This is a genomic window from Phytobacter sp., from assembly GCF_059074235.1.
Window position 1 is genome coordinate 1222093 of sequence record NZ_JCACPZ010000008.1, and the last position, 12269, is coordinate 1234361.

Annotated in this window: 11 protein-coding genes; 3 read left to right on the forward strand and 8 right to left on the reverse strand. The window is 54.5% G+C overall.

The window, feature by feature from the left end:
- Window positions 1-68: 68 nt before the first annotated feature.
- The 7 genes from tkt to pdxA all read right to left on the reverse strand — a co-directional run bounded on the left by tkt (window position 69) and on the right by pdxA (window position 7887).
- Window positions 69-2072, reverse strand: a complete 2004-nt coding sequence (gene tkt, locus AC5JPW_RS23660) for a transketolase (protein WP_494243589.1) — start codon at window positions 2070-2072, stop codon at window positions 69-71.
- A gap of 20 nt (window positions 2073-2092) precedes the next feature.
- Window positions 2093-3043 carry a transaldolase gene (gene tal / locus AC5JPW_RS23665; protein ID WP_494243591.1) on the reverse strand — a complete coding sequence of 317 codons (951 nt, stop codon included), beginning with the start codon at window positions 3041-3043 and terminating at the stop codon, window positions 2093-2095.
- Between the two features lie 25 nt (window positions 3044-3068).
- Entirely contained in the window at window positions 3069-3527 is a 459-nt protein-coding gene (gene rpiB, locus AC5JPW_RS23670) for a ribose 5-phosphate isomerase B (RefSeq protein WP_494243593.1), read from the reverse strand.
- A gap of 15 nt (window positions 3528-3542) precedes the next feature.
- A complete protein-coding gene (locus tag AC5JPW_RS23675; protein ID WP_494243594.1) occupies window positions 3543-3911 on the reverse strand; it encodes a PTS glucitol/sorbitol transporter subunit IIA in 369 nt (122 codons plus the stop codon).
- The gene (locus AC5JPW_RS23680; RefSeq protein ID WP_494243596.1) at window positions 3912-4928 is read right to left on the reverse strand and encodes a 2-keto-3-deoxygluconate permease; all 1017 of its coding nucleotides are present in this window, start codon (window positions 4926-4928) and stop codon (window positions 3912-3914) included.
- A 205-nt stretch (window positions 4929-5133) separates the two neighbouring features.
- Entirely contained in the window at window positions 5134-6852 is a 1719-nt protein-coding gene (locus tag AC5JPW_RS23685; RefSeq protein ID WP_494243597.1) for a four-carbon acid sugar kinase family protein, read from the reverse strand.
- A gap of 27 nt (window positions 6853-6879) precedes the next feature.
- Entirely contained in the window at window positions 6880-7887 is a 1008-nt protein-coding gene (gene pdxA / locus AC5JPW_RS23690) for a 4-hydroxythreonine-4-phosphate dehydrogenase PdxA (protein ID WP_494243599.1), read from the reverse strand.
- Between the two features lie 247 nt (window positions 7888-8134).
- Between pdxA and AC5JPW_RS23695 the strand changes: the two genes are divergently transcribed.
- Window positions 8135-8929: a triose-phosphate isomerase gene (locus AC5JPW_RS23695; RefSeq protein ID WP_494243600.1), complete on the forward strand. Its 795-nt coding sequence runs from the start codon at window positions 8135-8137 to the stop codon at window positions 8927-8929.
- Between the two features lie 35 nt (window positions 8930-8964).
- A complete protein-coding gene (locus AC5JPW_RS23700; RefSeq protein WP_494243601.1) occupies window positions 8965-9927 on the forward strand; it encodes a sugar-binding transcriptional regulator in 963 nt (320 codons plus the stop codon).
- A 29-nt stretch (window positions 9928-9956) separates the two neighbouring features.
- Here the strand turns inward: AC5JPW_RS23700 and AC5JPW_RS23705 are convergent, their stop codons facing one another.
- Entirely contained in the window at window positions 9957-11339 is a 1383-nt protein-coding gene (locus AC5JPW_RS23705) for an amino acid permease (protein ID WP_494243603.1), read from the reverse strand.
- 331 nt (window positions 11340-11670) lie between these two features.
- Between AC5JPW_RS23705 and AC5JPW_RS23710 the strand changes: the two genes are divergently transcribed.
- Window positions 11671-12150 carry an Lrp/AsnC family transcriptional regulator gene (locus AC5JPW_RS23710; protein WP_494243605.1) on the forward strand — a complete coding sequence of 160 codons (480 nt, stop codon included), beginning with the start codon at window positions 11671-11673 and terminating at the stop codon, window positions 12148-12150.
- Window positions 12151-12269: the final 119 nt, after the last annotated feature.

A 12269-nucleotide genomic window follows, 5' to 3' on the forward strand; every position in this document is an offset into this window, starting at 1 on the left:
TTGCATTAGTGCGCGTGTCTCCCCCTCACCCCGCCCTCTCCCTCAGGGAGAGGGCGAAAAAACAGCCCCTACAGCACCGATCTTGCCACTTTCACCACGTTATCCACCGTAAAACCGTACATCTCAAACAACTGCTCCGCAGGCGCAGACTCACCAAAAGTGGTCATCCCAACGATCGCGCCGTTCAGGCCCACGTATTTGAACCAGTAGTCTGCGATACCCGCTTCCACCGCCACGCGAGCAGAGACTGCTTTCGGCAGCACGGATTCACGGTACGCCGCATCCTGCTTGTCGAACGCGTCAGTGGACGGCATGGAGACCACGCGTGCCTTCACGCCTTCTGCAGTCAGTTTCTCGTATGCCGCAACCGCCAGCTCAACTTCAGAACCGGTGGCGATGAAAATCAGCTCCGGCTGACCGTTGCTGTCTTTCAGCACGTAACCACCACGGGCCACGTTGGCCAGTTGCTCAGCGGTACGTTCCTGCTGCGCAAGGTTCTGACGGGAGAGGATCAGTGCGGTCGGGCCATCAGCACGCTCAACACCGTATTTCCACGCCACCGCTGATTCCACCTGGTCACACGGACGCCATACGCTCATGTTCGGGGTCACACGCAGAGAAGCGACCTGCTCTACCGGCTGGTGCGTCGGGCCATCTTCGCCCAGACCAATGGAGTCGTGGGTGTAGACCAGCACCTGGCGCTGTTTCATCAGGGCCGCCATACGCACCGCGTTACGGGCATATTCCACGAACATCAGGAAGGTAGAGGTGTACGGCAGGAAGCCACCGTGCAGGGAGATACCGTTGGCAATCGCGGTCATGCCGAATTCACGTACACCGTAATGGATGTAGTTGCCGGCAGTGTCTTCGTTAATTGCTTTAGAGCCGGACCAGATGGTCAGGTTGCTTGGCGCCAGGTCAGCAGAGCCGCCAAGGAATTCAGGCAGCAGCGGACCAAAAGCTTCAATCGCATTCTGCGACGCTTTACGGCTGGCGATTTTGGACGGGTTCGCCTGCAGGCTCTCAATGAACGCGCTCGCTTTGGCGTCAAAATCAGACGGCAGGTCACCGCTCATACGACGGGTGAATTCTGCAGCCAGTTCCGGGAAGGCTTTGGCGTAGGCGGCGAACTTCTCGTTCCACGCAGACTCTTTCGCCTGACCGGCTTCTTTCGCATCCCACTGGGCATAGATGTCAGACGGGATTTCAAAGGCAGGGTGTTTCCAGCCAAGTGCGTCGCGGGTCAGCGCGATTTCAGCATCACCCAGCGGAGCACCGTGGGAGTCGTGGGTGCCCTGTTTGTTCGGCGAACCGAAACCGATGATGGTTTTGCACATCAGCAGGGACGGTTTGTCGGTAACGGCTTTCGCCGCTTCGACTGCCGCTTTGATGGAGTCCGCGTTGTGACCGTCCACGCCGCGCACCACGTGCCAGCCGTAGGCTTCGAAACGGGCTGCGGTGTCGTCAGTGAACCAGCCTTCAACGTGGCCGTCGATGGAGATACCGTTGTCGTCGTAGAAGGCGACCAGTTTGCCCAGTTTCAGGGTACCCGCCAGGGAGCACACTTCGTGGGAGATGCCTTCCATCATGCAGCCGTCGCCCATGAAGGCATAAGTGCTGTGGTCAACAACCTCAAAGCCCGGACGGTTGAACTGCACTGCCAGGGTTTTTTCTGAGATAGCCATGCCCACGGCGTTAGCAATGCCCTGACCTAATGGCCCGGTTGTCGTCTCAACACCCGGCGTATAGCCCACTTCCGGATGGCCTGGTGTTTTCGAGTGTAACTGGCGGAAGCTCTGCAAATCGTTAAGGGAAACGTCATATCCCGTCAGGTGCAGCAGGCTGTAAATGAGCATCGAGCTGTGACCGTTAGAGAGAATAAAGCGGTCGCGATCGGCCCAGGCCGGATTAGCCGGGTTGTGGTTCAGGAAATCACGCCAAAGGACTTCGGCGATGTCAGCCATGCCCATCGGGGCACCCGGGTGACCGGATTTGGCTTTCTGTACCGCGTCCATTGAAAGCGCACGCAGGGCATTGGCGCACTCGCGGCGCTGTAATTTTGCTGTGTTCATCTTTTTTCCTTGCGGGCGGTTCAGAGCAGGTCGCGGATCATGTTTTCCAGCTTGAGCTGGTCAGCGGCAAACAGGCGGATCCCTTCAGCCAGTTTTTCAACGGCCATTGGGTCCTGATGATGGTCCCAAAGGAATTCAGCCTGGCTCATGGGGCTTGGGCGGTTTTCGCTCACGCAGCCTGGGTTAAGCTGGCGGGTCATTGGCGCATCACAGGCGGCCAGCTCATCAAGCAGCGCCGGGGAGATGGTCAGACGGTCGCAGCCGGCCAGCGCCTGAATCTGCTCGATGCGACGGAAGCTTGCGCCCATCACCACCGTTTCGTAACCGTGAACTTTGTAGTACTGATAGATCTCGCGTACTGATTTCACGCCCGGATCGTTCTCGGCAACATATGCCGCCTGCGGGGCGTTTTTCTGGTACCAGTCATAAATACGTCCGACGAACGGCGAAATCAGGAACACGCCAGCTTCAGCGCAGGCGCGGGCCTGGGCGAAGGAGAACAGCAAGGTCAGGTTGCAGTTGATACCACTCTGCTCCAGCTCTTCTGCCGCACGGATCCCCTCCCAGGTTGCCGCCAGTTTGATCAGAATACGCGACGGATCGATACCGTTTTGCTGATAGAGCTGAATCAGTTTGCGGGCACGGGAAACACACATGCCACGATCCCAGGCAAAGCGGGCGTCCACTTCCGTGGAGATACGCCCCGGTACATGGCGCAGCACCTCGGTGCCGATGTCCACCGCCACCTGGTCGCAGGCGTTAATGAGCTGTGTTTCGGCGTTGCCCCCCTGCCGACGGGCTTTGCCCACCGCATCGGCAATCAGCGCCTGGTATTGTGGAAGTTGGGCCGCTTTCAGCACCAGAGACGGGTTAGTGGTGGCATCCTGCGGGGCAAATTTCTTAATTGAGTCGATATCACCGGTGTCGGCAACGACCACGGTCACGGCTTTCAGGGCTTCTAGCTGGTTCATCACGTTCTCCTTATGCGCCGTGGCGTCAGTCTCTGGCATGCTGGTTCTGGTAATAATCAATGCGTTCTACTTTTGCCGCAGAACCGCCCCCTTCATATTCCGCTTCGAGCCAGGCCTGGATAATCTTTTTGCCCAGTTCAGGGCCAATCACCCGCGCACCGAGGGTAACGATTTGCGCATTATTGCTTTTACGCGCACGTTCAGCAGAGAAGGTGTCATGGCACTGGGCGGCACGCACACCCGGTACTTTATTGGCCACAATGCTCATCCCAATACCGGTGCCGCAAATTAAAATACCGCGGTCGTGCTCTCCCTGTTTAACAGCCATCGCAACTTCATGGGCAACATCTGGATAATAATTGGCGTCCGGACGTTTATCGCTGCTGTAATCCACAACAGTGATCCCCTGCTCAGCTAAATAGCTGGCAATAGCATCGCGAAACGCAAAAGCCGCATCATCCGCACCAATGGCGATTGTTTTCATAGCAGTGTCCTCAAATTATTCACTAAAAATGGAAATCTGATCCCCTGGGAGAATCTTTTTTGGCGTTGGTCCACACAGGTGGACCATGCCAGGTAATTCGGCGTCAATGGCACCATCAAAACTTAAGGTAATATGTCCGAGTTGTTTTAAATTCGCCGTTGCCACATCACCCACTGCGGTAATTCGATAGAATAAGTTATTTATATTTACCGCAAGGCCTGGCAATAACACATCGTTAAATTCCCCTGGCCGATGTACGGCACAATAGTCAGCGATATCAGGCGGAACAGGCTCAGCAAATAATATTAATTTATCCTGCTTAAGATATTCCGCGACAAAGTCACCCACATAGGTTATTTCCAGGTGGTACAACGGCGACGACATTTATTTATTTCCTTTACTAACCTGAGATGACAGTGGCATCGGTTTTTCCTGTGCAACCACAACCTCTTCCACCACCGGCGCACGGGCTTTCAGGCGCTTATCAAACCAGGCCACCAGCACCGGGGCAGTCAGCATGGTGATAATACTGGCGGTCGCCAGCTGAGCCGTGGCGGCATCAACGTAGACAGCGAGCGAGGGATCCGCCTGGGCTACCATTGCCGGGGTCAGCGCAGAGCTTGCCGCAGTGGTACCCAGTGCCGCACCCAACGCCGTTTTCTTCTTCAGGAACAGGTTATAGAGGAAGTAGAAAATGATGCCGGTAATGGCGGAGATAATCCCCAGTACAATGCCGGATAGCCCGGCGGTAAACACCGTGTTGATGCTGGAGTTCGCGCCGATAGCAAACGACATGATGATGATGATCAGCGGCTGTGCCGAAGCACAAAGTTGCTTAAAGCGATCGTCAAGGTTACCCCACAGCATGCCGATCAACAGCGGAATGAGCATGGATAACAGTGCCGCAAACGGAATGTTTGCCAGGCCGCTCACCCCGAGCACCATCATGGTGACAAAAGGACCGTCTTTGATACAGAACACCGAAATCGCCCCGGCATCGCTGGCATCACCGTAGTTGCTGCACAACGCGATGTAGAGTGAGCTGTTGGAGCTGGTCAGGCAGGCCACAAACGCCAGGGTAGAGATCCCGAGGAACCCGACCGGGCCAAACATCGACCCCACCAGCCACACCGCCAGCGCACCGGCGATACATTTTAATATCAGCAGTACCGCACCTTTATACAGCGGCAGCCCTGCCTGACGAATATTGATTGAGGTCCCGCATATCAGCAGGAATATCCCCATCATGGCGCTGGAACCGGCTTTAAATAAAGCCGTAGTGGGGCCGCCAATGGTTAAAACCTGTGGTGCAAAAGTATTGAGAAGAATAGCCACCAGCAGCGGAATAATAATGAGCCCGCCAGGCACTTTATTCATCTTATCAAAAATATTAATTTTCATAGGATAACTCGCATACGGATACATAAGTGAATTATTCACGACGCACTGCCCGAACAATTGTTCGCGTCGCATATTATTATCTACCCTAAATAATTTGCGTTGCAGGAAGGCGGCGACGCAGTGAATCCTCAGGAGCTTACTCCAGTAAGTGACTGGGGTGAGCGAGGAAGCCAACGCACCTGCAACGTAAAGTATGACGGGTAATTTATTGCAGTGATTCTTTATAAATATGTTCAACAATAGTGCCAATAATATCTTCCGGCCCGGTTAATCCGCCTTTTCCCACGCAGACCAATCCGGCATATTCACCACCGATAATTCTGACCATATCGGTTTGCGGAATAACGTAGTCAATCATTTCAATCCCCGTGGCACCCAGCTCTTTCAGTACGTTGACCATGGTGTCTCCGCCGGTCATATACAGGCCTTTAATTTCTTCCGGTGCACAATTCAGGATTTCTTTGACGATACTACCGAGCCCTTTATTGATGTTCTCTGCCGCCTGCCCGTGATCGAGGTTAAAACGCTGCTCCTCTTCACGTAGATCAAGCAGTCTACCGGTCAGGGCCGACTCAAAGACAAACAGCGCATTTTTATGCTCAGTTACGCACTTCTGCGCCTGGCGCACGATGCGGCTGATTTCGATCTCTGCAGCATTTTTGCGATCCACCAGCAGTTCGGCATCCACCGGGATATGGCAAACGCGATCGTCGTTGGCGATCAAATGGCTGAGCTGTTTTTTGGTCACCGGTGTTGCACTACCGGCCACGATCACCACCGATCCGTTCTGGGCACTGCGCGGTAACGGCTGTTGCTCAAGGCGTTTTTCCTCACGCATCAGGCCGCGGTGCACCGCCAGTCGTTCGGTAAATGGACCCGGATCCACCGCCAGCACGTTCCAGTTCAGATCCACCACCGCACGGGCAATGGCATTGACGTCCTCCAGGGTTATCGCATCGACCACAATCACCCGCGATCCTTCCTGCTGGCGTGCCTGCAATTCCTGCTGGATCACCGTATTGCCCTGCATCACCTGCGACAGCGCAATATGGCCCACATGGTGCTGCGTCTGATTGGCCAGCAGACCTGGCACCCAGGACTCCGTGACCGGGGTACGCACATCACGCGCCACATCGGTACAGGAGAGCGCCACCGAATCAATGACCGAATAGCCCCCGACCAGAATGCGGCGGGACTGCGGCATTGCCGGCACCACCACAGCCACCGTCTCTTGCGGTAACAGCGACAGCATGGCGTCAATTTCGTAACCTATACCGCCGCGCAAGGTGGTATCAATACGCTTGGTAAAGTAGTGGGCACCACGGGATTTCAGCTGTTGCACCGCGGCACTCACACGCTGCTGCGCTTCTGCTTTCGGTAACGGGCGGCTGTCGCTGCTCACTACCATCGCCGGGTATTCCACTTCGTTACGGGCAAAGGAGTCGGTGTCAAAGAACGCGGCGGTTTTCAATCCGCTACGGGCCAACAGTACGCCCACGGTGGTCGCACCGGTTAAGTCATCGGCCACGATCCCCAGTTTTCCACCTTCCCCGGCTGGGTAGACCATCTCAATGCAGGCCGGAGTCACCCCGGAGACGTAGATATCTTCGTGGATATACTCCGCCAGCGGGCCGCTTTTGCCGGTGTGGTGCAGGTTGATGGTCGGAATGCTGCGCTTCGGATAGAGACCACAACGCAACGTGCCGCCGCAGTCGATCACCATTACGCCAATCTCGTTTTCTGCCGGTTCGCCATGTTTGAACACATCGACCGACGGCCAGCCGGTCAGTTCACAGAGGCGGTCAACCACCGGGGGGCGGATGCCCCCGGTGATATAGGCGATTTTTTTCGGCTGTCCGAGCGTGACCGTCAACGGTCCGCCCCAGCCCTTACTTCCTTTACTAATTAACAGATGTTTTTCCATTCTCTGCCCCTCAGTACGCAAAACGCCTTAGTGCTGTTTCATTTTCCAGTAGCGCGCGGCAACCACCGTGGATTCAAGCATGCTGACCGTGCCTGCTTTGCCTGTTCCGGCAATATCAAACGCCGTACCGTGGTCAACGGAGCTGCGCATAAACGGCAGACCGAAGGTGATGGTGATGGAGCGTTCGAAGTCGAGGGTTTTGCAGGCGATGTGCCCCTGGTCGTGATAGAGCGACAGAATCGCGTCGTATTTACCCAGTTTGCCGAGATGGAAGACGGAGTCCGCCGGTACCGGGCCGATGGCATTGATGCCCAGTTCCTGCGCGGCTTTGACCGCCGGGATCAGGTTGTCTGCTTCTTCATGACCAAACAGGCCATTGTCAGAACCATGTGGGTTCAGGGCGGCGACCGCAATGCGTGGGTTCTCGATGTTCAGCGCGGTGAACTCATGGTGGATCTGCTGTACGCACGCCAGCACACGTTCTTTGTTGGCGTAATCGCAGGCATCTTTCAGCGCCATATGGCGGCTGACGAAGAAGACACGCAGGTTATGGACGTGGAACATGGTCAGGCCGTAATCCGAGTGGGTTTCCACCTGGTAGATTTCGGTGTGACCCGGCAGTTTGCAGCCCGCCAGTTTGATCGCTTCTTTATGAATGGGGGCCGTAGAGACCACATCAATCAGGCCCGCTTTACCCAGCTCAATGGATTTCATGACGTAATCCAGCGACATCTGACCCGCCAGCTTCTGCACTTTGCCCCAGACGATGCTGTCGTAGTCGTAATCACCGGTTTCCAGCACGTCCAGCGTGCCCCAGGTGAACTTCGCCTGCTCAGGATGAGTGATTTTATTGATCGGGAAATCGCATCCCTGGATTTTCATCGCCCGTTCAATGATGGGGACAGAACCGATGAGAAAGGGTTTGCACTCGTCGTATACGCTTTTATCCATCAGGGTGGCAACGGTAATTTCCGGGCCAATCCCAGCAGGATCGCCAATAGTGACTGCTACAACGGGTTTTTTATCTACAGACATCGTCGGACCTCTCGATAATGGAAACGCTTTTCGTTCATATGTTCACTACTAAATCATATGAACACTAGGCTAACTGATGCCATGCCGATGAGAAGTGATAAAGATCACAGAAAAAAATTGCCCCTGGTTTTCGATCGCAAAAATGTGATCTAACATATGTTCAAGCACTGAATAAATGTTCAATCTGATGACATTGCAGCATAACTCGTTGTGCAACATATTGATTAACAAGGATATGGAGAAATTGATGAAACGCCTGATGATTGGCACCAGTTGGAAGATGAACAAACCGTTGTCGCAGGCTATGGCCTGGTGTGATGCCCTGGCAACCCAGTTACCCCCGGTATTGCATCCGCAAATTCAGCCCTTTTTTATCCCTCCTTTTACCGCCATTGAGCCCGTCACGGCGTTTCTCAAAGCGCATAATCTGCCCTGCCTGACCGGTGCGCAGAACATGCACCAGGACGACGCGGGTGCCTGGACGGGTGAGATCTCCGCGAGCATGATTGCCGAGACCGGAGCAACGCTTGTGGAGATGGGCCATTCCGAACGCCGCGGGGCATTCAATGAAACGGACGCGGCGGTCAATGCCAAAGTCCACACCGCTCTGCGTCACGGCCTGCGCCCGCTGGTGTGCATTGGTGACAGCGCGGATGAAAAACGCTGGGGTGTCTCGGTGGAATCGGTGGTCCGACAGATGAAAATCGCCCTCTATGGCCTGAATGCGGAGCAGGCAAAGCAGGTATTGGTAGCATATGAGCCCATCTGGGCCATCGGCGAGCATGGCACCCCGGCGACACCAGAGCAGGCGGCAGACATCCACCAGGCACTACGGACAGCACTTTGCTCACTCTACGGATGCGAAGAGGGGCAACAGATTTCATTGCTCTACGGCGGGAGTGTCAATCTCCAAAACTGTGTGGAGCTGGTTTCGCAGGACAATATCGACGGTCTGTTTATCGGTCGCTCTGCGTGGGAAGCCGCAGGATACTGTGCAATTGTGCAGCGTGTAGTGCAGGATTTTATAACAAAAGCACAGTAGTATTAGGGAGGTACAGGTAATGGAAAAACAATGCGATGGCTGAACAAGACTCTGAATACGAACTTCTGACCGAAATAGCCGTAGCGTATTACGACCAGGAGCAGACCCAGGAAGAAATTGCCCAACGGTTTGGGATCTCACGCATCAAAGTGGGCCGGCTGCTCAAGAAGGCCCGCCACGAAGGGATCGTTGAGATCAACGTGAAATACCACCCGGTCTTTAGTTCGCAGATTGAACAACAGTTCATTCAAAATTTTGACATGAAACGGGTGCTGATCGCCCTCGATCATCACGACGAAGATGAGCAGCGCCAGCAGGTTGCCGCGCTGGTGAGCAACTATCTCGCGACCATTTTGAAAAACGACATGACCGTGGCCGTTGGTCAGGGGCGCAATGTCGCAGCGGTGGCTAATCACGTCGGGATCTTCCCGGAACGTAACTGCCGTTTTATCTGCGGTATTGGTGGTACCACCCGCGACGGACAATTGATCGACGCCGACCATATCAGCCGTAATCTGGCCCGTAAGTTTAATGGTCATAGCGAAACGCTCTATGCGCCTGCCTATGTCGAAACCCCAGCGCTGCGTGAAGCCTTCATCCAGAACCGACTGATCAAGGCCACTCTTGAACAGGCGAGTAAAGCAGATGTGGCAATCATCGGGTTAGGGGATATGAACGAAAACAGCTTTATGGTGCAACTGGGGTGGTTTACGCCGCAGGAGATCATTACCGCACGCCAGGAACAGGGCGTGGTGGGCGATTTAGCCGGGTACAGCTTTTTCAATATTAAGGGTACGCCGGTCGACACAGTGATGAACAACCGGGTCATTGGCCTGAGCCTCGAACAACTGCGGGCGATTCCGTGCGTGATTGCCATTGCGTCCGAAAGTACCAAAGCCACCGCCATCCTTGGCGCGCTGCGTACCGGCGTGATTGACGTGCTGGCGACCAGCGCCTCAAACGCCCGCACGGTTATCCATCTGCACAAAGCCTTATAAACGCCGGAGCTGTGCCCCGGCGTTCCTCTTTAGCCCTGATTAACGCCCGCCACCAGTGCCGTTGCGGCGGCGCGTTTTTTCTTCAGCATATAACCCGCCCCCAGCACCAACAGCCAGGCCGGGATCAGACAAACCGAAATGCGGATCCCCGGCGTCATAAACATCACCACAAGGATCCCCGCAAGGAACAACAGGCAGATTACGTTTGTGACGGGATAACCCAGGCTCTGAAACGCGGTATTTTTACCGGCAAGGCGCATCGCCTGACGGAATTTCAGGTGAGTGATGCAGATCATCGCCCAGTTGATCACCAAAGCAGCCACTACCAACGCCATCAGAAGTTCAAAGGCTTTGCCCGGCATGACATAGTTGATCACCACGCAAAGCGCGGTCGCCATCGCAGAAATGCCCAGAGCATTCAGTGGAATACCGCGACGATTTACCTTCAGCAACGAACGTGGGGCGTTACCCTGCTGCGCCAGGCCAAACAACATGCGGCTGTTGCAGTAAACGCAACTGTTGTAAACCGACAGCGCGGCGGAAAGCACGACCAGGTTAAGGGCATTAGCCACAATATTGCTGTCCAGAGCATGGAAAATCAGTACGAAGGGGCTGCCTCCTTCCACCACGTTTTTCCACGGATAGAGCGACAGCAGCACCGCCAGTGAGCCCACATAGAACAGCAAAATGCGGTAGATAACCTGATTGGTCGCTTTCGGGATGCTTTTCTGCGGGTCATCCGCTTCAGCAGCGGTAATCCCCACCAGCTCCAGACCGCCGAAGGAGAACATAATCACCGCCATCGCCATCACCAGGCCGCTGATACCATTGGGGAAGAATCCGCCGTCCTGCCATAAATTGGTCACAGATGCGTCGGGTCCACCGTTGCCGCTAAACAGCAGATAACCCCCGAAGGCGATCATGCTAATGATGGCCGCCACTTTGATAATCGAGAACCAGAACTCCATTTCGCCGTAGACCTTCACATTAGTCAGGTTGATGGCGTTAATGGCGACGAAGAAGATCCCCGCCGACACCCAGGTGGGCACTTCCGGCCACCAGTACTGAATATAGATCCCGACCGCCGTAAGCTCCGCCATACTGACCAGCACATAAAGCACCCAGTAATTCCATCCGGACATAAACCCGGCGAACGGGCCCCAATAGCGGTTGGCAAAATGGCTGAACGAGCCAGCTACCGGCTCCTCAACCACCATCTCGCCCAACTGGCGCATGATGAAAAAGGCGATCACGCCTGCGATGGCATAGCCCAGCAGTACTGACGGCCCGGCCATACGGATAGTTTGTGCGATGCCCAAAAAGAGCCCGGTGCCAACAGCTCCCCCGAGCGCGATCAACTGGATATGTCGGTTTTTTAACCCGCGTTTTAATTCATTATCGTGCGTTGCCATCTGCCCCTCCCCTGTCTGTAAAAGTCACTCCGGCCTGAGCAACTTTCAGGCCATCTAATGAGAGGGAAATCCAAAAATCAATATATCGCATTGAATAATAAACAAATATAAATATTCAGTTACCGTAATTCTTTATGAAGTGCGCTTAAATTATCGACAACATCATGCATTTTTAAGGATTAAACTGCACGTTCCATGAGAATAATGACGTTTTCACGCACAAGCCTGAACTGTTTTGGTGCAGCGCTCGCAACCTTAAAAGTGCCGGACTTCCCGCCACCGAAAAAGCTGATAGTCTGTTAGCCACTCTTTTGTTCCGGTATTGGCATACATGTACAACATCGACGACTTTGATCTAAAAATCCTGACGCTGCTTCAAGGCAATGGCCGTTTGACCAACCAGGAGCTGAGCGATTTGATTGGCCTTTCAGCTTCCCAGTGTTCGCGCCGCCGTATTGCGCTGGAGCAGGCGCAGCTTATCCTCGGCTACCACGCAAGGCTCGCGCCCGATGCGCTTGGGCTGGAAATGCTGGGGCTGATTGAAGTACGCCTGATTAATCACACGCAGGAATATGTGGAGAGCTTCCACAAAATGCTCAACGAAGTGGATGCGATTCTGGACGCCTGGAAAACCACCGGCGATGCTGATTATCTGCTGCGGGTTGCCGTGCCGGATTTACCGGGCTTAAGCCATTTGATCAGCCATATTCTTGCGCAAAATAAAGGCGTGGCGCATTTAAAAACCTCAGTAGTGCTAAACCGACTGAAGGAGAACGGTCAGCCGGTGCCTGACAACGGAACTTTGCCCTAATCTGGGGCGTAACGCCTTATTTTGGTGCAAGAGCTTGGCTAATCAATGCATGGAGCGGGTGAAAACCACACAGATCACCCGCATATAGCGCCAATCTTGCACGCATCGTGCAAAACTCT

What these genes read in the sequence shown, in the direction of transcription:
- tkt (WP_494243589.1), bottom strand. Translation starts at nt 2,072, where the DNA reads ATGAACACAGCAAAATTACAGCGCCGCGAGTGCGCCAATGCCCTGCGT.
- AC5JPW_RS23695 (WP_494243600.1), top strand. Translation starts at nt 8,135, where the DNA reads ATGAAACGCCTGATGATTGGCACCAGTTGGAAGATGAACAAACCGTTG.
- AC5JPW_RS23710 (WP_494243605.1), top strand. Translation starts at nt 11,671, where the DNA reads ATGTACAACATCGACGACTTTGATCTAAAAATCCTGACGCTGCTTCAA.
- AC5JPW_RS23700 (WP_494243601.1), top strand. Translation starts at nt 8,965, where the DNA reads ATGGCTGAACAAGACTCTGAATACGAACTTCTGACCGAAATAGCCGTA.
- AC5JPW_RS23680 (WP_494243596.1), bottom strand. Translation starts at nt 4,928, where the DNA reads ATGAAAATTAATATTTTTGATAAGATGAATAAAGTGCCTGGCGGGCTC.
- pdxA (WP_494243599.1), bottom strand. Translation starts at nt 7,887, where the DNA reads ATGTCTGTAGATAAAAAACCCGTTGTAGCAGTCACTATTGGCGATCCT.
- rpiB (WP_494243593.1), bottom strand. Translation starts at nt 3,527, where the DNA reads ATGAAAACAATCGCCATTGGTGCGGATGATGCGGCTTTTGCGTTTCGC.
- AC5JPW_RS23675 (WP_494243594.1), bottom strand. Translation starts at nt 3,911, where the DNA reads ATGTCGTCGCCGTTGTACCACCTGGAAATAACCTATGTGGGTGACTTT.
- AC5JPW_RS23685 (WP_494243597.1), bottom strand. Translation starts at nt 6,852, where the DNA reads ATGGAAAAACATCTGTTAATTAGTAAAGGAAGTAAGGGCTGGGGCGGA.
- tal (WP_494243591.1), bottom strand. Translation starts at nt 3,043, where the DNA reads ATGAACCAGCTAGAAGCCCTGAAAGCCGTGACCGTGGTCGTTGCCGAC.
- AC5JPW_RS23705 (WP_494243603.1), bottom strand. Translation starts at nt 11,339, where the DNA reads ATGGCAACGCACGATAATGAATTAAAACGCGGGTTAAAAAACCGACAT.